Origin of the sequence: Mesorhizobium sp. M0166 (genome assembly GCF_040322255.1) — a bacterium.
In the GTDB taxonomy this organism is placed as follows: Bacteria; Pseudomonadota; Alphaproteobacteria; order Rhizobiales; family Rhizobiaceae; genus Mesorhizobium.
Genome location: NZ_JAMYTD010000028.1, coordinates 26,844 through 47,222, shown reverse-complemented (window position 1 = coordinate 47,222; position 20,379 = coordinate 26,844). Strand labels below are relative to the sequence as shown.

Below are 20,379 nucleotides of genomic sequence, written 5' to 3'. Positions count from 1 at the left end.
CGGGGCCTATCCATGCAGAAAGTCGCAACAGCAATTTTTATGGGGCTCATGTCGATGGCCCTGGGCGCCCTGCTATTCACGGTCGCCTATGCCTCGACGGATTGGTGCCGGACTGGCTCCCACGTCCTGTTCGACCAGCTGAACGCCAATCCCTTGCCGGTCGTTCGTCAGGCCTGGGCGGACACGACGGCGGGGGATTTGAGCCGGGTGCAATACGCCGTTGCGGCAGGAGCAATAGGGTTTGTCTTGCCACTGGTCGGCCTGTTTCTCATGCGCCCAAGAAAGCGCAATGATTCTCACTTCATGACTATGAGCGACGTGTCGAAAACCGGCCTGACGAAAGTTGGCGGCGTCTTCGTCGGTCGAGCCGGCGGCAGCCTTGCCGAAGTTTTGTCGCCGCGCCGCGATCAGCGCTCAGGCAAGATCCGCTTGACCCAACGCAAGCTGATCGGCGGCAAGAAATTGTGGATTGATGGCGATGATGTCGGCGGCTTCGTCATAGGGCCGCCGCGCTCCGGCAAAGGCACTTCTCTCATCATCCCGAACGCCCTCACCTGGCCGCATTCGCTCGTGGTTCTCGACCTTCGGGGCGAGACCTATGCGGCGACCGCCGGTTACCGTTCAACCATGAGCCGTGTGGTGCGTTTCGCGCCGGCTGACCCCGACGGCAATACCGCCTGCTACAATCCGATGGACTTCATTTCGCTGGATTCGGCGCAGCGCGACATCGACCTTCGCAACATCGCTGCGGCGCTGTTTCCGCGCCCCCCTTCGAACGCGGATCCCTACTGGGTCAACGACGCCCGCCTCCTTTTTACCGGCATCGCGTCCTTCGTCATGGAATCGCCTGCAATCCCAAACGAGAAGAAGACCTTCGCCACAATCCTCGAGATCATGAACGGTGCCGAGCAGCCGCTCCTGGAATTCATCGGCTCGCTGCGCGAGGAACGCCGCCGCGAATGTTCGCATTTCACGCTGCAAACCCTGCTGCCGTATTTCGAGATGTCCGAGCGGCAGTTTTCCGGAATCTACGCCGGCGTCCGGACCGGCATGGCCCCCTTTCTCAACGAGCGCCTGATGCGAGCTACGGCGCGAAGCACGTTCGATATTCGCAATCTCAAGCGCGATCGGATCTCTCTTTATCTTGACGTGCGGCGCGAGCAGATCACGTCGCTTGGACCGTTGTTCAACGTCCTGCTCACGCAGATGATGAACTTCATGTCGGAAAGTCTGCCGCAGCCGGACGAGCATCCGATGCTTGTGCTGCTCGACGAGTTCCAGAACCTCGGCAAGCTCGAGAACGTGACCGAAATGGCGAGCGTGCTCGGCGGCAACGGCGTTTCGATGTGGTTTTTCGTGCAGTCGCTGAAGGCTGTAGACGAGATCTATCGCCAGGAAGGGCGCAAGACGCTCATCAACGCGGCTCGCGTGCAGATCTTTTTCGGTGCGCAGGACGCGGACGATCTGCGCTACGTTTCCGAGCAGCTCGGCGAAACGTCGGACGTGCAAAAGGACGTGACGCGCACCAAAGCGACGTTGTTCGACACTTATTACACGCGCTCGGAGCACCGCAAGGAAGTGCGGCGGCCCCTGATGCGGCCGGATGAAATTCGTACGCTCGACAAGAACAAGGTCATCATATTGCCGCGCGGCGAACTGCCGATCCTGGGCACCCGCAATTTCTATTTCGCCGACGGCCAGCTCGCCAAACGCGCGTTCATGCCCCTGCCCGCCTCTACCGACGTTTCGCGGACGAAAAGCCCTGCGTTGGACTCCTCTGCGGCGGTTCCATCTCCTGCGCTCCCGACGATTGTGCCGACAGCACCTGCGTACCGCTCCGGCCTCTTGCAGACCCGCGTACGGCGCGGCGCGACATTCGCAGCAAAAGCCGGCCGTATGGCTCCGCCGCGCGGCCGGCGCACAATCGTAAAGGAACGGCCGAAAGCAACCGACGCTGCAGTCGCGCCAGTCTATGCCGCCATAGATTTTTCCGCGTTGGCGGCGAAAGCGGTAACAACACGCATAGCGCCCGAAAAAGAATCGGCGGTTGCGGCTATCCTAAACAAGGTGCGGTCTCTCCGAGCTCACGCATCCGACACCGAGGCTTTCGATCGAAATTTGAGCGTCGTCGAAGATACTTTGCCTGATGTAGTCGATGGGTAGGCTAGCATTCCGATGCGGCGGAGAGGTCATTGTCTATCGTGCCCTTGTCGCACGAAATCGTCGACGACACATGCCTCAACAGGTGTCTCAAGAATCCGCGTCGAACTCAATCGCGAATCCTGCGTCGATGGCACTTCGCTGAGATCGCCAAGTTCCCAATCCGTGAGTTCGCAAAGCGGAAATGTGCCCCTTACGGCGTGGCTAACCTCGGATATCGAAATGCACGGCCTGACGACACCGTCGACAAGGTAGCGGACAATCGCCTGGCGAACGTCCGACAAGGTAGGCCTCTGCGCGAGCGCAGGCATCTATGGCCTACGAATGGAGCCGTAGCTCTACGCCATCGGCTGTTTTTGCATCGAAAGCGACGTGCACACCGTGAATGATGGATGCCGCTGCCAGCAACTCCTCCAACTCGTGGTCGGTAGCCTTGCATGCGGGCATGAGAGTTCTAATAGCGCGGATCGCCTGTGCGATGGACAGGAACTGGGCCTTGCCTCTGGAACGGACATAGGCCTCTGCCGCCTTTTCAACCGTGACTGTGTGGTCATCGAGAATGCCTCCCTAGAACCCTCAACACGATTTACGGCACGAATTCGGTAGCCTGCAAGGGTTTGTCCGATTCAGGACAATTAGGTGGAGGCTAGGCCGAAGTGACTTTGCTCCTCCTCTCCGTAAGCACCATGTGTGAGTTGGATCATTCCAACGCGGTCGACAATCGTGATCTCGCCGCGCCTGGCGTGAACCAGCCCCCGATATTCAAGCATTTGGAGGGCAGTGGTAACGCCGGGACGCCGAGCGCCAAGCATGGTCGCCAGAAATTCATGCGTCAGGTAGATCTTGCTTCCTTCGACGCGGTCTTGGACCATCAGCAACCAGCGGGCCAACCGCTCCTCGATTTTCGAATGGCCGTTGACCAGTGCCGTCCGGGAGGACTGGATAAGGAACGCGTGGGCATAGCGCAGCAGTGACTCGCGAAGGGATTGGCTCGCCGCAATCGCAGAGCGAAGGGCTTCAACCGGGAGGATCCAGCCATTACCGGCGACCTGGATATAGGTTTCATTGGGAGACCTGTCCTGGCCGAGGATAACGGCCACTCCGGTCATGCCGTCATGGCCGACGATGCCGACTTCACTTTGCCGCCCACCGGTCATGGTGGCGACCACCGACGCGATGCCCATCTCTGGAAAATACACACGCTCGATCGGCTGATATGAGACTTCAAGCTGGGCTTTTATGTTCAGTTCGATGTGATGCAGTGAGGGCTGCAATAGCGCGAAATCCTCGGCGGAGAGGGTTTTCAATACATGGTTGCGAAGAAGCGATTGGGGCATGGCTCTCTCCCATGCGGGCAAGAGCGCGTACCTCTTACTGTCGGCCGCATCCGAAGGATCTGGCGACCGATGCGACAGCATAGGCTTCAAATGCGCGACTGGCAAAGAATCCGCCGCTAGCGAAAAGCTGGGGAAAGTCGGCTCCCTCGGTGGAGGCCCAACCGGGGTTTTAAGGCCGATGGCAGAAAGCGGATACGCGGCGGCATTCGAGGGCACGTTCCTGCTCTTAATTATTGCCAGTGAGCTGTGTGCGCAGATTGGGAAGGTGGAGGGTCCGGAGGCAGAAAGCACGGCCTCAGGCCGATGCGCTCAAGCGGGTCGGCAAAATGATCGCGAAAAGCTCAATACGGCCTGCAGCGAAACTAAAGAAGTAGTCGCGCGTTGGACGCGGATAACGCTATTTCGTCTCTGAGTATGGTTTAGGTCAGAGTGGTCAAGCCAACGTCGCCTAAGGCAATCAATGGGTCGAGCGCTAGTCAAGCGAAGTCGCCCGCTCGTGACGAGGTCACTTTAGCGCCTCCCGCTTTCCGGCCGGTCCAGCTCGCAACGCTCGTGGACACGGTCCCTGCCGGCGATCGTTGGATCCATGAGATGAAATACGACGGCTATCGTATTCTCGTTGCCGTCGGCGGTGGCGAGGCGCGAGCCTACACACGATCTGGTCTGGACTGGTCTAGCCGTTTTCCCTCGATCCTCTCCGAGGCTCGCAAGCTCAAGGTGCGCTCCGCCCTGATTGACGGCGAGGCCGTGGTTGTCGATGCGGAAGGAAGATCTAACTTCCAGGCGCTTCAGAATGCATTGAAGGGTGCCCCGGCGACTATCGACTTTTATGCGTTCGATCTGCTGCAGCTCGACGGGGAAGATCTGACAAGTCTTTCTCTTCTTGAGCGCAAGGCGAAGCTGGAGGCGATCTTGCCTGCGAAAAATCCGGTCCTTCGTTACTCCGACCATATCGTCGGCCGCGGAGAAGAGCTGCTCGATCGCTTCTGCGCAGCCGGCCTTGAGGGCGTCATCTCAAAGCTCGCGGATTCGAGTTATGTGGCGGCCCGCGGCGCAAGCTGGCTGAAGATCAAATGCATCAGGCGGCAGGAATTTGTGATTGTCGGCTGGACGCCGTCCGACAAGGTCCGCGCGTTTCGGTCCTTGATCCTTGGCGTTCATGACGGCGGCAAGCTGCGTTACGCCGGGAAAGTCGGCACCGGCTTCGATACCGCTGAACTTCTTCGTCTCTTGAAGATCATGGCGCCGCTTGAGCAGAAGGCCGCGACCGTCGACGCACCACGCGCCGAAGTGCGCGGCGCACACTGGCTGCGTCCCAAACTGGTCGCTGAGATTGCGTTCACCGAAATGACAAATGAAGGGACGTTACGCCATCCGAGCTATCTTGGTCTCCGCGAAGACAAGAAGCCGGAGGCGGTCGTGATCGAGACGGAACGTCATGCAGCCGATCTCGCCGCGTCTGCGACAACCGCCATCGCGATAAGTAACCGTGACCGCGTCATCTATCCGGAGTCCAACATCACCAAGGGACAGCTCGCCGACCATTACGCAGCGGTCTCGGCGATCATGCTTCCTTGGGTTGGCAGCCGGCCGATCAGTCTGGTTCGATGCCCACAGGGCCGCGCGAAGAAGTGCTTCTTCCAAAAACACGATGCCGGCAGCTTTGGCGACAAAGTCCACCAGGTCGGCATCACGGAGAAGGATGGGCACGAGGAACCATATCTTTATATCGACGATGCCGACGGACTGATGACTTGCGTCCAGATGGGAACGATTGAGCTGCATGGATGGGGGGCTCGTATCGAGGATGTCGAAAAGGCCGACCGCCTCGTGTTCGACCTCGACCCCGATGAGGGCCTCGATTTTCAAGCCGTCCGTGCAGCTGCCTTTCAGTTCCGCGCTATCCTTAAATCGCTGGGGCTTACGACTTTCCCGATGCTGACGGGTGGCAAAGGCGTGCACGTTATCGCGCCCCTCACCCCTGACGCCGAGTGGCCAGAGGTGAAGGACTTCGCGTCTCGCCTGGCGCAAGCGGTTGCCCAGAGCGATCCGGCCCATTTCACGGCCGTATTGTCAAAGGCGCGCCGCAAGGGTCGCATCTTTGTGGACTATCTACGCAATCAGCGCGGGGCGACCGCGATCATGCCCTACAGCGCAAGATCACGTCCGGGCGCCCCTGTGGCGGCACCGATCACGTGGGCGGAGATGAAGACAATAGATGCGCCCTCACATTTCCACGTGGGCGATGCTCCTGAATTAAAGAAACGCGCAGCGTCCAAAGCTCTGGCTGGATGGGGTCGCGCTGACCAATCCTTGCCCAAACTGTAGCGTCCGACGCGGGAAGAGTCAGTAAAGCCAGCATTCAAAGGGCAACGCGGCGCTCATGGCCTTGCCTGATTGGAACCTGTGGAGGTCGGCCTCGTTTGGCTGAAGCCATGGCAAAAATCGATCCGAAGACCGTCGCCAGTCTTTTGAGGGAATACGCGCAACGGGCGTCCATGCGCGGCGACAATCCCTATCGCACAAAGGCATACTTGCGCGCGGCAGACAGTCTGACGGCGCTATCGCAGCCGCTTGCTCGGATCATCGCCGCCGGCGCCCTCACCAAGATCCCGGGGATCGGTGATGCGATCGCAGACATCGTGACCAAGCTTTACCAAACCGGCACGCACCCGAGCCTTGAGAAGCTGCGCGAGGATGTTCCAGCGGGCGTGATGGAGCTGTTTGCCATACCCGGGCTTCGTCCCGATAAGATACTGAAGCTTCATCAGGCGCTCGGCGTGAACTCGCTGGCGGAGCTCGAGGCCGCAGCAAGAGAAGACCGCATACGCCCAGTTAAAGGCCTCGGCGCCGCCCTTCAGACAAAGCTCCTGCAGAACCTGGCCATTGTGCGCAGCGGCGAAACGCAACTTCACCTGCACAAGGCCGCCGCTCTTCTCGAACATGCGGTCATATCGGTAAAGCAAGAGCATCCAGAGTTTTCGCGCGTCGAAATTGCCGGCGACTTCCGGCGCGGTTGCGAGCTCGTTTCCGACTTCGCCCTGGTAGCGCAGGGCAGAAAGTCGGTTGGAATTGAGGATACGACCCTCAGGCTTGTCGTCTCGGACAGGAAGCACTTTGGCGCGAGCCTGCTCGAAGCGACCGGTTCGGCAGATCACCTTGAGCAACTAAAGACGTTCGCGGCCGACAAGGGTTTCACTCTAAACGCCGACGGGCTTCATCGCGGGAGAAAGCTGATCGCGTCAGCGACAGAAGAAGAAATCTACCAAGCTCTAGGCCTGCAGTTTATCGAGCCAGAATTGCGCGAAGGCAGGGGCGAGATCGAGCGAGCGGCAAAGCAGAAACTACCCGCCCTTATCCGGGATGAAGATCTGCATGGCATCCTGCACTCTCACACGACCGCATCCGATGGCACCGAAACGCTTGAGGCAATGGCTGAAGCCACGCGCAAGCGCGGGTTCGAATACTTTGGTGTCGCCGATCATTCGCAGTCCGCTCACTACGCAGGCGGCCTTTCGTTGCGGGAGATTGCTGAACAGCACCGCGAAGCTGACCGGCTGAACAAAGCATACAATGGGAAATTTCGCATCCTGAAGGGCATCGAGGCGGACATCCTGGCGGATGGCTCGCTCGATTACCCGAATGATATCTTGGAGACGTTCGATTTTGTCGTCGCGAGCGTGCACAGCCGCTTCAAGTTGCCCAAGAAGGAGCAGACGGAGCGTATCATCGAGGCGATCGGAAATCCTCGGACGACAATGATCGGGCACATGACCGGTCGCCAGCTGTTGCGCCGGCCCGGTTATGATCTCGACATCGACAAAGTCCTCAAAGCGTGTGCGAAACACGGCGTCGCTGTCGAAATCAACGCTCATCCGTGGCGGCTCGACCTCGACTGGCGCTGGCATCAAAAGGCACTCGATCTGGGCTGCATCTTCAGCATCAATCCTGACGCTCATTCGATCCGCGAGCTTGACCACATGCATTGGGGTGTCGAGATGGCGCGCAAGGGCGGTGTCCCTGCGAAGCGGGTCCTGAACGCGATGCGTTTGGCGGCCCTCCTTGCGCATCTCGCACGGCGCAGGCAAACGTCTTAAACTGCTTGTGCGCCCGGCCTATCAGCGCAGGAGTCCGTCCTTCTCAAAATCTTCCCAGCCGCGCAAACTGGAGTGCGAGTTCTCATCGGGGCCATAGCCAGCTGAAGCTGCAGTTCCGCGATCGTTTCTTTGGGCGCGCTTCATAGCGGCCTTCCCCGCGGCTCGCCGCCTATTCTCTGCTGCTGTCGCTGCGTCCTGTTCGCGCCAGACCGTAACCAGGTCGCGGTCAAGCACATCCTCCACGTGCTGTGGGTCGAACACGTGAAAGGTGATGTTCCTTGCCCGCCCGCGGAGTTTCACCGTTTTCGTCCCGGCGCTCTGCAAGCGACCATCTTTCAGCCAGCGGTGCCGTTCGGCCGTCGAGATCGTCAGAATGTCCTCGATTTCACGGGGGATTGCGGGCAGGTCTTCGATATTCTGCAGTGCTTTGGATACGATCCCGAATACCACCTGCACATCAGTCTCGGCGCCCTCAGATAGGCGCAGGGTGAGCACGCGGGACTCGATATGGAGCAGTTTCCTGAACTCCGTTGGAAGGCGGGCGCGTATTTCGAGAAAAATACCCTTCGCTCTGACGGACGATCCAAGCGTTGCAGCCGGGGTTAAAGGCCACTCTCCAATCAGCTCCTCCGTTGCATTGATTTTTCGGCGCGTGGACATGCCCCTTTATATAGGTCATCCATTGTCGGCAGCGATGAGCCGATCGCAAAGCCAACGCGAGTTCTAATCCCCAGTGGCCTAACCAGTATGCCCTAAAGGCGCACCACGATTGTTAGCGGGCCCGCTTGCAATTACGACTAACAGGAAGCAGCAGAGTTCATCTCACAGTGCGTTTCCGCCTGGCGGCTTTGGGCCGAAAGCTGACTTGACGCTTTTGGGCAGGAGGCCTGAGGTAGCGGACGTTCAAATGAAGAACACAGAGGAGGCGGAACGATCTGCCCAATGGGCATGGTCGGAGCAAACCGAATGCCAACGGTGCACTGAGATTGATATGCACTTTCTACGTAAAGCTTTGCTCCCTAGGGTCGGTCCTGACTGCAACTTATGAGTCGGGCTTATCGCGCCATGCAATCGAAACGTCACCGGTTCGAACCGATCGAAGCAAAATATCGAATCGCAGACGACGCCTATGCCGCCCTTTCGGGTGCCTGGGCCTCCGATCTGCGACCCGCTATCGGCGTTGCGGACGGTGAACGCTATCAGCTTCGCCTGTTCAAGAAATCACATACCGCATTGGATGACGACCTGAAGGGTATCATCTCCAGAGGTTTGCGAAGGGTCCGACGCGTCCTCTCGTCCAGGCGAGCCCGTTCCATTTTGGTGGAAGTGCTGGAAGTTGTGGAAGATGAAGATGAGGTGGCCATCGTCATGCTGGACCCTGGGAGCCCGATCTCGGGGAACTCACAACGATCGAGACGCAGGCGGGACCTGTTCCTGACCGGCTCGGGGCGCAGGGTCTTCTGGTCCAATATGAAGCGGGTCGCCGAAGGATTGGCCCTCTGTCATAGCGCCGGCATCGTTCACGGCTCCGTTGGAGAGCACTCGATCTTCTCTGATGGCGATGACGACGAGGAGTATCGGCTGGGAGGTTTCGAAGCCTGTGTCCACATCTCGGATGGCGACTTCGGTGCATCAGGGCGCCTCTTACGATCCACCGGCTCGATATCCTTCAGGCAGGATTGGATCGACCTAGCGGGTACGGCGACCCGGCTCCTAGGTGCGGACGGCGAGACCGGACCAGCGCTGCATGCCGCAGAAGTGCGATTTCTCGAGCGCTTGGCCAACCCTCCGCAGTTCCAGTTGTTCGACGGAGCCATAGTCCTTCAAGAGTTGAGGGATCTGATCGCAGAGCTGGACAGGGTTGGATCCAGCGCCGATGCAGAGCTGGTCCTTTACACAACCCGCAACGCCCTGCTCAGCGACATTCCGTCGCTTACTTCCGGCACCATCCCGGCTGCAGACATTGAAGGGTTGTCCAAGTTCGTAGAGGAGGATTTTCTCCGGCCGGGGCTTCGGATACTTCCTTCTTCTGGAGAGCGCCTGCGACTGGCGACGGACCTTGCCATATACGAACTGCGGATCGTAGGTCCGGCCGTCGCGGCACTGGACGCCGCCCACGCACGCCGGGCCGAGGACCGGCTGTTCGATGCCGTCGAAGTTCGCCACCGGATCAATCTGTGCCGCAATCGTGGCGCTGCGGAGGAACGTGTGACGAAGCTGGGCGCCGCTGCGAAGCGTTGGATGGACTCCGCCAAGCCTGAGCGAGTGGCGGAACGGCCAAGCGAAGTTCCAACTTGGTATTCTCTCGTGATGCTGGAAGCCTTCACCTTGTTGAGGGAGCAGTTCCGGGTATTTCCCGTCGAGGTTCTAACTCCACCAGCCGAAGGCGACCCCGGCATCGTTTGGCTGGCGCCGTTCAAGGATGCCGCATTGGACGAGCGGCGTGCCAAGGTAGGGCTCCGCGCCTCCGCTGAAGCGATCGAGAGGGAGCTGAAGTACGACGACGGCAAACCGAATTGGGTGCTCTCTCCCTCCTCGGCGCTCGGAGCGGCAGAGCGCCTCCCGGAGCTCAACTTCGAGGGAAAAGGGCAAACCCAAGGGAGGTGGGCGTTCGCGTTCTCGGCAAGCCGCCATGTAACGGCTGGCGACGTTCTTTACCTTCGCCCTCGTAAAGACACGGGAACCGAGCGCGCGATCAAGCGACGCTTGCAGAATATTGTCTCCGCCAAGACCAATACAGAACTGCTTCGCGCGCTCAACGATCCTGCACAGGTAGCCATAGACATGGGCTTGCGGGACATCGCAACCCCCGGACAGGCGCCCGAAGATATGGAGCCTACCAAGTTTGCGACCTGGCGTTCGATAGCTTCCGGTCAGTCGATCAGCGTCGTGGTCGGACCTCCCGGGGTAGGCAAAACCTATCTCATTTCCAACTTGGTCAAGAGCATTTTGCTCGGCACTCCCGACGCACGCATCCTTATCTCCGCACAGAACCATGAAACCCTCGTCACCATGGAGGAGGAACTCAGAAAGTTCTTACCCGGCAAATCCGCCATCGTTATCCGTGTGGAGAAATCCCGAGTAAGCGAAGAGGACAGTACGCTCCGGAAGGGGACTATCGACCTCCTGCGCGACGTTACGGGCATCGGTGTTGAAGCGGCGATCATGCTCAACCAGCGGCGGCAGATCTCGCAGGCACTCTTGCCGGGCGACGGCTCGGAAAACGCCATTGCGGATCGGGTACTGAGAGACACGGACAACTTAATGCTCCGGTCTTCCGATGTGACGCTAGCGACCACCTCCTCATATGTGGTCGAAGAGATGATCGCCGATGGCGAACAATTCGACTGGGTGTTTGTAGAGGAAGCGGCGCGCGCAAATGGAGCGGAACTGATTGGTCCCCTTCTGTTGGGCAATCGTCGGGTTGTGATCGGAGACCACAATCAGCTTTCGCCGTTTGACGCACGCGATCGGCAAAAATTCTACGACCAGGAACGCGCCAACGAACTTTTATGCGACGCGAAAAAGAAACTTTCGACTATCTCGGATCTTCCGCCGGAGATCGATGCCGCTTTCGATGCATTGGGAGCAGACCCCGCGCTCCTGAGGGACGTTCTGGCGACTGCTGCCCGGCTGGAGGAGCCATTCAAGTCGATAGTCCAGCGGGAAGAGCAACGCGCAGCCGAGGCTGGTCGGCCAAGCTCGGTTGCAAGCACTTTGCTCGAACAAAGTCGAATGCACCCAGCCATCGGTGAACTGGTCTCGAATGTATTCTACGAAGGTGCCCTCGTCTCCTCTGATCGAGTCAAGAACCGAGATCTGGTCGTCGAGTCTCTTGAGCATTTCCCGACCTCGCCCATCGTAGTCCTGAATTTTCCCTCCCTGAGCAAAGCGCGGCGACGTTCCTTCGAGCGGAAGGTCAAGCGATCGTATTCCAATGAAGCCGAATGCACTGCCTTGATTGCCGCCGCGAGACGCTTGCGATCGTTGAGGTCGACGGACGGCAAGCGACCGACATTGGTTGTCCTCTCCCCCTATGCTGCGCAGGTCGACTTGCTGGAACGCATGCTCAAGCAAGAGATCAATACGCGTGAGAGCACGTTGTATGGCTTCAATAGCCCGCGCCCCGACGGTAGGTTCGTCTACACAAGCGACAGCTTTCAAGGCGGCGAGGCTGACGTGGTGCTTGCCAGTCTGGTACGAAACAACGTGCAAGTTGGATCGCGGGCGCTGGGCTTCATGACCCATTCGCAACGGATGAACGTGTTGCTGAGCCGTGCGAAGCACAAGCTGGTGCTGGTGACCAGCTTAGGCTTTATCGAAAACGCCGTTAAAGGCATCGACCCCGATGGCCTCGACGCCGAGTTGGACTTCCTCAGAAAGATGTCCACGGAGATAGCTGGGCTGTCCCGAAAGGATTTTCCTGGCGTGGGCAAGGGGCTGGCCATCGTCGATGTCGATGAGCATGGGATGATGCCGAGTTGAATACGATCCACATACCTGCTTGGCACTACCGTGCTCCCGCTATCATTCAGCGCACTTGGGGTTGGAGCCCGGTTGAGGAAATGGTTCTGTTATCCCTTGATCGTGCACCTGGCACCATTGAAGCAGTGGCGGAAGGCCTGGGCGTCCCGAGACAGGTGGCGAGCTCAACGATCGCTCGGCTGATGCAGTTCGGATTGGTTGAGGTTCGACTGACGCCCCACCCCATGCTGGCCGCGAGCGGCGTTGGGCAGGAGTTCATCAGATCTGGCCGAGCGTTGCCGGAGCGCACCCTCGACCGCGAGACCGGCATCAGCATTGTTTACGAAAGGGTGGGCCAGTCGGTCTTGCGATACCGGGACGTGGATACGATCCCTGTGCAGAGGTTGCCGGCATCCGCCACGGTTGTCGTTTTCCCTCCGAACGAAGAGCCGGAAACCACCTTTACAATGCTGAGGCGCGTGACGCAGTTCATGTCCGGCAACCTGCGGGCGGGCGAATGGCTGCGGGGCGTCGAACAGACGAACTCCTCTTTCGAACGCAAGTTCTTGGTGATGGATTTGGACGATGTCCGAAGCGGAGTGTTTCCGGAGGGGGCGAGCGAGCGGCTTATAGAGGCCCTTCGTCACACCGCGAAAACCGGCACTCTACCGACTATTGCGCCTCCGGAAAAACGCGAGACCCTGTCCGTGGAAACTACTTTCGGTGGCGATGATCTGATCCTCGGCTCTGAGCAGCACTTGCAACGTTTCGAGAAGATTGTGGGTTCGGCCAAAGATCATGTCTTCGTTCTTTCGACGTTTGTGGCCTCGCAGTCGGACGAGAAGGGCCGAGATCGGCGAGAACGGATCTTGCGAGCCTTAGAGGACGCTTGTCGGAGGGGGGTATATTGCCACCTGTTCTTTGGTACTTCCCTGGATCGAGAAAAGCACGCGGCAGCGATGCAGGAGTTGAATGTTCGACTTTCCGCGGTGCGCCAGGCCAGAGGGCGCCTTCTCGTCCAACGCGAGTCGGTCGACAGCCACGCCAAGTTCCTCGCGGCCGACGACGGCGGAGACGGCGCTGCGGTACTCATCGGTTCTTGCAATTGGCTCTTCTCGCCGTTCTCTGCCGTGGAGGTCTCGGCGGAGCTTCGGGAAGCTCAGGCAGCAACCGTCGGTCTGGACATGCTCCGCAACATCGTCGGCAAGCTATCGACCGCCACCAGATCGGCCGAGGCACTTCAGTTCATGGCATCAGAACTACGACGGAACGGAGCCAGGCGGGTTGTCGATGGGTCAAACTCAGCAACGACCACGATGACCATCCTCGAAGCGGACGACCATAATCGGCTGCTGAGATTTGCCGCGCACGACGCCCAAGAACGGTTCATCTGCTGCACGAACAAGGTGGGTGCCAATATGGTGCAAGCCCTGTTCGATCCGGCCGAAGTTGCCGGAGGGCGGCTCAAAGATGTGAGGGTCTACTACTCGCGAAGATCCGGTCCGGTCAAACGCTCGCACGTTAACCAGCACCGTGAACGACTCAACGGCATCGTGGAGTTGATAGGGGTAGCGGAGCCTCAATTGCACGGCAAGTTCCTTGCCTGGGATAAGGATCATGTCGTGGTCAGCAGCCTAAACTGGGGGTCGAACTCAACGTCGGCGGATCAGCCGCTGGATGAGATCGGCCTCTACTTCGCCGGGCCGAATATAGCCACTCGCCTGCTAGAGAGATTCGAGGCGGAGAGCAGGTGAACAGGTGGCTCCTCTGATCGAAAAGCGCCGCTGCAGCTCTCAGGTCCAATATCCGCTTTCAGGGTGCAAGAACCCCGATCTGTACGTCTGATTTCAGGCGCATTGCTGCCATCCAGCCTGATCATTCTGCGACGATGCGTCGTTTTGATAGACCGCCGCGCGAGGACGCTAGGTTGGCCCTTGCTCAACGCTCGTAATCGTTGTCGTTTGAGCGCTGCGTCTTGCGGTCCTGCTCTTCAGCCTGCTGAGCCTTCTGCTTTTTGGCGTCCTTCTGCTTGGCGCTTACCTTCTCCTGCTCGGTGCCGGTGCGCGGCTGCTCCGGCTCGCGGGGATCGTCCCGCGTTGGAAGGTCTCGCTCTCGCGCCTCGCGCTCGGGGATTGGCTCCTCACTGCCACCACCACGACGCTGTTGCTGCCGCTCGAATTGCAGCCGCGCGAGACGGTCGTGCATCTTGTCGTTGACCTCTTCACGATACTGTTCGAACTGTCCTTGATGCGCCGGCGGCAGCGTCTCGCGGATATTGTCGAGAGCCTGATTGACGCGGGCCATCTGACGCCGCATTTCCAAGGGGGTTTGCGCCATATCCAAATCTCCTATCAGTGCATTCAATTCTCTCATACCGGGATGGGACAGGAAAGACTTCTGCCCCGATTCATCAGCTCCGCGATCCGCGGCAGGACCTGGCTGCCCCTCCCTTGTCCGATCACGACGGAACTGCAGAAAATTGTTGCCGATCGACTCCGCTGCCGTGAGGGCCTGACCGACCACGCCGGCCGCCCGCATCGTCGTCACAGTCCTTTGCCATGCGGCAGCGATTGCATCACCGTTCACGACAAGGGATTGTCCATCCAAACGGCGTTGCCGCTTGGCCTCAACTCGCTCGATTGTTTTGGCGCTGACCTGGTAGCGCGGATCGCTCTGGGCGCGGCTATAGGCTCCGGCATGCTCCTTCGTGAATGGCCGCGTCATCGCATGATCCATGCGCCGCGTCGCCACCATCGCAATGCCGTTCTCGCGTGCTTTTTCCGCAAAGGTCTCGCGCCAGGCGACTAGATCTGGCTTGTAGAATTTCAGGCGTTCGCCATCGGCTGACCGTGCCTGCACCATCGCGTGGATATGGACGTGCTTGGTGTCCTTGTGATGCGCCAGGACGAACTTGTATCCTGGCGCGCGCTCCTCGAGCACGGCGCGCGCCCCGGCCATGACGGCGTTGGCATCGGTGCCGGCTCTTGCCGAGAAAAGCAGGTGATAGGCATTGCGGCGCTCACGCCCCGAAAACTGCGGGCGCCATTGTTCATAGACTGAAGCCGCAGCCTTCGTGGAGTTCTTCACTCCAGGCACGGGCTCGCCATTTGCGTGGCGGACGTGACTGTGGGTGCGGATGAACTTCTGCAGGAAATATTTTGCTTTGGGTTCACGGCTCACAGCCGCCGTTAGCTCTGCCCTGGCGACCACCCCCGCCGCGCCCATGGTTTCAGACAAGCGCGCCTCGATCTTGTCGAGCGCCTTGCTGCGCGAATTTTCCCGACCGCCAGCCAGGACTCTCGCAAGCGGTCCGGCCCGCTCATCGGTGTGCGCGTAGACCTCCACCGCCTGACCGCCCCGTGCATAGATGAACGGTTTTGCACCGAAGGCGTTGTTCAACGCCTCGCTCAAGGCGGCATCGGCGACCTCGCCGGCGAGCTCGAAACGAACCTCCAGGAAATTGGTATTTTCCAAAGGCGGTTCGAACGTTTCGCAAAACGTTTCCAGGAACGCCTTTCGTGCGCCGCCTGTCGCCAGGACCTGCCCGTCCTCGTCAAAAATCTCGATGTCGTGTTTCTCGCCTTTTTCGTCCTCGCGCTTTCCGATGTAATTGAGCAGCCGAGCAGCGGCGTCCTTGGTCGATGGCGGATTGGGCATGACCTTAAACACAGCAGGCTGCGCGCCCGCCGCATAGCCTGCCCGTGCCGCCACGGCCCGCGCCTGATAGCCCGCCCGCGCCGCTCGTCCTGTACCGCTCGGACGAACGGCACCACGACCACGGCCGCCGCCGCCGCCGCGCCGCTTCCAGTCTTCCTCCTCCTCCTCTTCCGGCCGGAAACCGGCGAGCGTGGCGCCATAGACCATGATCGGCGCGCTAGCGGCCTTGGGCGAGCTCGCAGCAGCAGTGGACTTCGGTGCCCTGTTGGACATGGAGCTCCCCGCCAGTCCTGTCCCTCCCGCCGACGAACGAGGTGCGTTCCTGCCGCCACCTAGCGTCGAGCCGGCTTGTCCTTGCCCGAGACGTCCGCCGCCACCGGTCCGTTCATAACTCTTCATCGCCTGGAATTCACCGGCCTCGCGTCGGGCGCCCGTCACGGACTTGTCGTCGTCCAGCTCCTCACGCTTCACGCCGGACTCGCCTCGAAGATAGCGTTCGATTTCGGCCGCGTAGCCAGCAAGACGACCGCTCATGGCCTGGCGTCCCTCGCCTTGCGGGACCCGCCAGTCATCGCCTTCAGTTCCTCGCGAAACTGCCGCACCAGGTTGCCCACGGCGACCAGCGCCTGTTCAAGATCCTCATCGTGGGCAACGCGGCCGTCATTCATGGCGCGCACGGCCTGATTGAAATTGACGCCGACGCGCCGCAGCTGGTCGGTCATGTCCACGATCGCCGGCCGTAATGCCTCTGATGCGATAGGCAGATGCCCGGCCTCTGCCCGCACCAGACGCCGGACGACCTCGCTGACGGTTACGCGGTCCCGCTCCGCAATGGCTTTGAGGCTGGCCAGCTCGTCAGCCGAAAACCGGATGTGCGTCACGTCGCCATAGCGTCGTGACGCACTCTTTACCGCGGCTTTCTGGGCGTCTGCATCCATCTCTCAAGCCCGCTTGCGGGCGCTAAGGCCCGCCAGGGCCGCGCCGCCTATTTTGTGTGTATCACAAAATAGGCTATCCTGCCAATAAAAAAGGGGGCAAGGGGCGGGCCGGAGTTCCTTTCAAACGAGCGCATTTGTCAGCGGCAGCGGTCCGGGCAAATGTCTCCATCACGATTTGCTTTGATGTCTCCATGATGCGTTGAAGACTTGTTTCCATGTTAACATGGAAACATCAGAGCGATCCGCACCCCGGTCAGCCTGCCAGACCCCTTCCTCACTGATAGCAGCTGCGCAATGTCTGCACCCCGAGCGGGCCTTACGGCGCGCGCCTGGGTTGCCAAACCGGTTCGCTCCGTTGACTATGTCACCATGTTTTTACTGCGATATTATTCCATGTGTCCATGATGACTTGTATCCATGTTAACATGGATACAAGTAGACCACGCCGGAAGGAGGCCCCATGATCATCTCCGCTGCGATCCCAAAGGGCGGCACTGGCAAATCGACGATGCTGCGCACCCTCGCATCCGTCGCGCTGCATCGGGGCTATTCGGTCACTCTTATCGATGGCGACCGGCGGCAGAACATGAACCGCTGGTTCCAGATGCTGGGCGAAGCTGGCAATCGTCCCGACAGACTCACGATGGTGAGCGCGATGACGCCGCAGGAAATCCTTCGCGCGGCAGCCACTCACAACGGGGAACGCTCGGTCGTCTTGATCGATACAGAAGGCACCACAAATGACAACCTCATGGCTGGGCTCTTCGCCGCTGATATTGTCGTTGTGCCGGTCTATTTTGCCCTCGATGATGTGACCGCCGCCATCCAGATCACCGACCACTACATCCCTCTGGCGGTCGAGAGCCGGGGTAGACCGTTGCCTGCGATATTCGTGCTGACCAAGCAGACCATCATCGATGGCAGGGCGCGAGCCCTGACCGAACTGCGCGCCATCATCCAGGCCAACGGCACGCCCATTGCAGAACACGTCCTGCACAATCGCGTTGCCTACCGCGACCTTCAGACCGGGCAGACCCTTTACAGCCCCGAGGTGCCTGACGCGAAAGCGATTGCCGAGAGCGAAGGGGTCTTCGACGACCTTCTGCAAACCTTCATCGAAGCCACAAGGAACGCGGCATGAGTGAAGAAACCGCACCGAAACCCGGTGACGACAAGAAAGCCCGCATGATGAAGGCGATCTCCACGCAGCCGCCCGTACTGCCCAGCATGTTCATCCCACCGAAGGTCGAGACGTCAGGGACCAAGGAGCAAGCTACGCCACAGATGCAGGAACCGACAAAGCCGTCCCCGGCAGTCGGGCCCGATTTCCGCAAGCTGCTGCGGCAGGGTCAGAAAAGGGACCCCATCGCCGGAAAGAAGATTCGCGAGGAGGAGATGATCCGCTGCGGTTACTACCTGACGGCTGCGGAGCAGCGCCAGTTCAAGTTGCTGGCGATCAGCAACGGGCACAGCATGACCGAGCTGCTGCGAAAGGCCGTGCAGGATTATATCCGCACCCACAAGCACAAACTGCCGAAGGATTAATCGGCGGTATGGAGTCGCTATCGCATGCTAGTGACGGGTGATGTTTGTGACTCTTTTGCGACGCGCAAAAAAAGGGCCCGCGACGGAACACTCCGGTCGCGGGCCCTGAGACGTTACTTGGGTTGGTTGAGGTGTTTCAGCCCCTGGCCGAGGATCGCGTCTCGCACCGAACGCCCGCTGGCTGCCGCTTTGTCGTCGACCAGCTTTGCGGCCAGTTTGGGCGACAGCGGCATGAAGTCGTAGCCGTGTGAGATGGCTGCGCGGCGAAGATCCTCAAGCGTTTCGAACGCGCGATCGTGGGTGCCGAGCCAAAGACCGGGCTCGTCGGTTTCTTCGTGCGGGAACGCCTGCAGGAAGTAGGTCCGAAGCGGTGGGTCGTAGCCGATGACAGCTTCTGGATCCGAGCGGCCCTGTCCGGTGACAGTGATGGTGTAGCGGCTCATTGCAACCTCCTTTTGCCGGTGGGAGCCGGCCCCGGAAGGGGCCGGCCACCGATGCCTCACTGGGGGTTGTTCCAGAGGATTACCTTCTTGTTTTCCTCGCCGCCCGGGGCGGGAGCGAGATTGCCGAAGATGACGCCGATCTCGGGGGCTTCCAGCTTGACCGAGAGGTATTCCTCGCCCGAACGCTGGGAGATGCGGTGCCAGCCGGCTCCGATCTCGAAGCCCGTGCGCTTGTTGACGATCCGGTAGTCGGGGGCGTCCTCGCGCGACTTGTTGGTGTTCGGGATCAGCGTGATCGGGGCATTGACCCGGAGCGTGGCAAAGACGCCTTCCATCGAGCCGTCGGCCTTGGTGGTGAGGTTTGCGATCGTGGTGGCCATGGTAGTTCTCCTTCGGTTGCATCGGGACCATTCCCGATGGCGCCAAAGGAGAGGGCCGTCCTGCTGCGGTCATCTCGGCGAAAATTCTGGAAAATTCTATTTGCCGAAAAATAGCGGGCAGGCCCTTCGCCTGCCCGCAGACAAAAAACAGAAATCGAATTTTCCTGAATATTCGCCGAGTGTACCCCCAACGGGGGTTGACCGCACAAAGCAGGCGGTCGTCTACAAAGGCGACATGAAACGGGAATGGTCCGGATGCAACCGAAGGAAAAGAACTCAGGCCGCCATCGCCAGACCGCCAACGCAACGTTGGCGGATCGCAGGAACATGCTGCAGCCTCTCGGGTCATATCGTCGGCATTGCCAACACATCTAACAGTGCCGCGCGTGACCGCCTTGCGTGTTCGGTATGGCGGCATAGCGATTCGAGATCGGGGCCGGCTGGCAGCGGCCTTCACGCCCTCGGGGGGGATACCGCGCAGTCAGGTTGGATGACCCGGCAAGCCAAGATGTTGTTCGGCACGCTTGCACCCGCTTCAGAGGCGAGAAAAGATGATCATCCGCACAAGCCCTGCGGCTCTGCGCGTGGACCGGTTTCGAAAGGGGCCGGCTCCGTCCGCACATACAAATGGACTAGGCGGCGAGGAGCCGGATCAACATATCTGATTGAACCCGCCGGGCTGTCGGCGGGACCGCATCCATCATCCTGGCAACGCCAGACGCTCGTCCGGCGTCATGCGGGCTTCGGCTTGGCGTCGAATGTCCGGACCGGCATGGCGGAGCATGGCGCACCAGTCCTCCACATTGTACGTCGTCGCCATCCGGCCCCTGGCCAGATCGTAAATGACGCACGGCTTGTTCGCGATGGCGAGCCGAAGCACGTTGACGGCCGTACCGGGTGATGCGCCGTCCCAGACCATCATGCCAAAGTCGGCGCGCTGCGCCATCTCCCGGTCCTTGGCGGCGTGGAACCAGTCGTGAGCTCCTTCAGGAGACGGAACATGGTAGGCGGCCCAGTCGCCCAGATTGTTGCGGGGTTCCTTGCCCGCATGGAAGACCCCGACATGCTCGTACTTGTAGCCGGCGAGCAGGCCCTGCGCCTCGGCATCGGCTCCAGGCGCGTCGCCAACCAGCACGCCGTGCTCGGCAGCAACGATTGCGCCGATGCGAGCGATGGCAGGTTCCGGCAGCTCGAATATCTCGCGTGATCCGCCTATGAATATCATCGACATCGTGACTTTCCCTTCTCGCTCGCGTCCCCCGCCCCGCGCCGGCCGCCCTCTCCCCCTGACCCTGCGCGAGGGATCGTCACCCGAAGGCCGAGACGGCGAAGCCGGCTCGGGAAGCGGCCGGACGCCG

Annotated in this window: 15 protein-coding genes; 8 read left to right on the top strand and 7 right to left on the bottom strand. The window is 60.1% G+C overall.

Annotated elements, in window-relative coordinates:
• The first annotated feature begins 12 nt into the window (after positions 1-12).
• Entirely contained in the window at positions 13-2,163 is a 2,151-nt protein-coding gene (locus NKJ46_RS24825) for a type IV secretory system conjugative DNA transfer family protein (protein ID WP_352668361.1), read from the top strand.
• Between the two features lie 632 nt (positions 2,164-2,795).
• Here the strand turns inward: NKJ46_RS24825 and NKJ46_RS24820 are convergent.
• Positions 2,796-3,497, bottom strand: a complete 702-nt coding sequence (locus NKJ46_RS24820) for a Crp/Fnr family transcriptional regulator (protein WP_352668359.1) — start codon at positions 3,495-3,497, stop codon at positions 2,796-2,798.
• A 429-nt stretch (positions 3,498-3,926) separates the two neighbouring features.
• Between NKJ46_RS24820 and ligD the strand changes: the two genes are divergently transcribed.
• Both ligD and NKJ46_RS24810 read left to right on the top strand, forming a co-directional pair.
• Positions 3,927-5,825: a DNA ligase D gene (gene ligD, locus NKJ46_RS24815; RefSeq protein WP_352668357.1), complete on the top strand. Its 1,899-nt coding sequence runs from the start codon at positions 3,927-3,929 to the stop codon at positions 5,823-5,825.
• Positions 5,826-5,932: 107 nt separating this feature from the next.
• Positions 5,933-7,594, top strand: a complete 1,662-nt coding sequence (locus NKJ46_RS24810) for a DNA polymerase/3'-5' exonuclease PolX (RefSeq protein WP_352668356.1) — start codon at positions 5,933-5,935, stop codon at positions 7,592-7,594.
• A gap of 21 nt (positions 7,595-7,615) precedes the next feature.
• Here the strand turns inward: NKJ46_RS24810 and NKJ46_RS24805 are convergent, their stop codons facing one another.
• Positions 7,616-8,254, bottom strand: coding sequence for a hypothetical protein (locus NKJ46_RS24805; RefSeq protein WP_352668353.1), 639 nt, complete (start codon positions 8,252-8,254; stop codon positions 7,616-7,618).
• A gap of 405 nt (positions 8,255-8,659) precedes the next feature.
• Here NKJ46_RS24805 and NKJ46_RS24800 point away from each other — a divergent pair, with 405 nt between their 5' ends.
• Together NKJ46_RS24800 and NKJ46_RS24795 are read left to right on the top strand one after the other, a co-directional pair.
• Positions 8,660-12,079, top strand: a complete 3,420-nt coding sequence (locus tag NKJ46_RS24800; RefSeq protein ID WP_352668352.1) for a DEAD/DEAH box helicase — start codon at positions 8,660-8,662, stop codon at positions 12,077-12,079.
• A complete protein-coding gene (locus NKJ46_RS24795; protein ID WP_352668351.1) occupies positions 12,076-13,812 on the top strand; it encodes a hypothetical protein in 1,737 nt (578 codons plus the stop codon). Before NKJ46_RS24800 ends, NKJ46_RS24795 begins: the two co-directional genes overlap by 4 nt.
• A 184-nt stretch (positions 13,813-13,996) precedes the next feature.
• Here the strand turns inward: NKJ46_RS24795 and NKJ46_RS24790 are convergent, their stop codons facing one another.
• Together NKJ46_RS24790 and NKJ46_RS24785 are read right to left on the bottom strand one after the other, a co-directional pair.
• Positions 13,997-16,186: a relaxase/mobilization nuclease domain-containing protein gene (locus NKJ46_RS24790; RefSeq protein ID WP_352668349.1), complete on the bottom strand. Its 2,190-nt coding sequence runs from the start codon at positions 16,184-16,186 to the stop codon at positions 13,997-13,999.
• A 59-nt stretch (positions 16,187-16,245) separates the two neighbouring features.
• Positions 16,246-16,653 carry a hypothetical protein gene (locus NKJ46_RS24785; protein WP_352668348.1) on the bottom strand — a complete coding sequence of 136 codons (408 nt, stop codon included), beginning with the start codon at positions 16,651-16,653 and terminating at the stop codon, positions 16,246-16,248.
• A gap of 460 nt (positions 16,654-17,113) precedes the next feature.
• On the opposite strand from NKJ46_RS24785, the gene NKJ46_RS24780 reads away from it, so the two are divergent.
• The gene (locus NKJ46_RS24780; RefSeq protein ID WP_128304907.1) at positions 17,114-17,794 is read left to right on the top strand and encodes a nucleotide-binding protein; all 681 of its coding nucleotides are present in this window, start codon (positions 17,114-17,116) and stop codon (positions 17,792-17,794) included.
• Complete coding sequence (locus tag NKJ46_RS24775; RefSeq protein WP_352668345.1) at positions 17,791-18,198, top strand: hypothetical protein; 408 nt, start codon at positions 17,791-17,793, stop codon at positions 18,196-18,198. Before NKJ46_RS24780 ends, NKJ46_RS24775 begins: the two co-directional genes overlap by 4 nt.
• Before the next feature lie 113 nt (positions 18,199-18,311).
• Here the strand turns inward: NKJ46_RS24775 and NKJ46_RS24770 are convergent, their stop codons facing one another.
• Both NKJ46_RS24770 and NKJ46_RS24765 read right to left on the bottom strand, forming a co-directional pair.
• A complete protein-coding gene (locus NKJ46_RS24770) occupies positions 18,312-18,641 on the bottom strand; it encodes a hypothetical protein (protein WP_352668343.1) in 330 nt (109 codons plus the stop codon).
• Positions 18,642-18,697: 56 nt separating this feature from the next.
• A complete protein-coding gene (locus tag NKJ46_RS24765) occupies positions 18,698-19,021 on the bottom strand; it encodes a DUF736 domain-containing protein (RefSeq protein WP_006205585.1) in 324 nt (107 codons plus the stop codon).
• Positions 19,022-19,450: 429 nt separating this feature from the next.
• On the opposite strand from NKJ46_RS24765, the gene NKJ46_RS24760 reads away from it, so the two are divergent.
• On the top strand, positions 19,451-19,576 hold the full coding sequence (locus tag NKJ46_RS24760) for a hypothetical protein (protein WP_352668401.1): 126 nt from the start codon (positions 19,451-19,453) through the stop codon (positions 19,574-19,576).
• 145 nt (positions 19,577-19,721) lie between these two features.
• Here the strand turns inward: NKJ46_RS24760 and NKJ46_RS24755 are convergent, their stop codons facing one another.
• Positions 19,722-20,252: a hypothetical protein gene (locus tag NKJ46_RS24755; RefSeq protein ID WP_352668342.1), complete on the bottom strand. Its 531-nt coding sequence runs from the start codon at positions 20,250-20,252 to the stop codon at positions 19,722-19,724.
• Positions 20,253-20,379: the final 127 nt, after the last annotated feature.

Bases quoted from the DNA above. Each gene is read 5' to 3' on its own strand.
- NKJ46_RS24800 (WP_352668352.1), top strand. From the start codon at position 8,660: ATGCAATCGAAACGTCACCGGTTCGAACCGATCGAAGCAAAATATCGA.
- NKJ46_RS24825 (WP_352668361.1), top strand. From the start codon at position 13: ATGCAGAAAGTCGCAACAGCAATTTTTATGGGGCTCATGTCGATGGCC.
- NKJ46_RS24775 (WP_352668345.1), top strand. From the start codon at position 17,791: ATGAGTGAAGAAACCGCACCGAAACCCGGTGACGACAAGAAAGCCCGC.
- NKJ46_RS24785 (WP_352668348.1), bottom strand. From the start codon at position 16,653: ATGGATGCAGACGCCCAGAAAGCCGCGGTAAAGAGTGCGTCACGACGC.
- NKJ46_RS24820 (WP_352668359.1), bottom strand. From the start codon at position 3,497: ATGCCCCAATCGCTTCTTCGCAACCATGTATTGAAAACCCTCTCCGCC.
- NKJ46_RS24810 (WP_352668356.1), top strand. From the start codon at position 5,933: ATGGCAAAAATCGATCCGAAGACCGTCGCCAGTCTTTTGAGGGAATAC.
- NKJ46_RS24755 (WP_352668342.1), bottom strand. From the start codon at position 20,252: ATGTCGATGATATTCATAGGCGGATCACGCGAGATATTCGAGCTGCCG.
- NKJ46_RS24765 (WP_006205585.1), bottom strand. From the start codon at position 19,021: ATGGCCACCACGATCGCAAACCTCACCACCAAGGCCGACGGCTCGATG.
- NKJ46_RS24770 (WP_352668343.1), bottom strand. From the start codon at position 18,641: ATGAGCCGCTACACCATCACTGTCACCGGACAGGGCCGCTCGGATCCA.
- NKJ46_RS24780 (WP_128304907.1), top strand. From the start codon at position 17,114: ATGATCATCTCCGCTGCGATCCCAAAGGGCGGCACTGGCAAATCGACG.
- NKJ46_RS24805 (WP_352668353.1), bottom strand. From the start codon at position 8,254: ATGTCCACGCGCCGAAAAATCAATGCAACGGAGGAGCTGATTGGAGAG.